General features: G+C 26.4%; 1 pseudogene. It reads right to left on the reverse strand.

Annotated features, from left to right (window positions below):
- Positions 1-73: 73 nt before the first annotated feature.
- A pseudogene (locus tag GXK56_RS27525) lies at positions 74-613 on the reverse strand (IS21 family transposase); the annotation flags it as partial.

Consider the following 613-nt stretch of genomic DNA (forward strand, 5'->3'; position numbering starts at 1 on the left):
ATATCTAAGAGTTTAAACTGTTTTAAAAGAGATATAATATGGTCTGGTGATGTATTAATCTTATCTTTCATACTTAAAATTGATCCTCCTCATAATAAGATAAATCCCGACTTGTTTCATTTATTGTAAGGAGTTCATCGTTAGAAGTGATGCCTTTAACTATATCTAGGTATTTTGTCTTTAATATGTTTTTTATCTCTTTAATTTCATAAATATTCTGATCTATACAGTACTTTAAAATTAAATCTAACGAGTCGTTGTCATAAAGTTCCTTAAGCTTAATTATTTGTCTCATATGAAAGGTTGGTTGTTTTAAATGAGGTATGCAATTTTTATAAAAAATCTTACCGTTAGAAAATGTATTTTCAAATTGCCTTATTATTTCAGGAATGGATTTAGGAACTATATTATTTAACTCACCATAGTGTTCATTAGTTGTAACCATTCTGCCTTTATCTTTGATAATTTCATGTGTTGCAATTATATCTAAAGAAGAATTAAATACTTCTAGCTTATAACCTAAGGTTATTCTAAAGGAAACTTTTTTACCTACATATTCAACTGGAACACTATATTTTACTGCATCTACAGATATATATGAATCTAAACTAAC

The organism is Clostridium sp. C2-6-12, assembly GCF_009928485.1.
Classification (GTDB): domain Bacteria; phylum Bacillota; class Clostridia; order Clostridiales; family Clostridiaceae; genus Clostridium.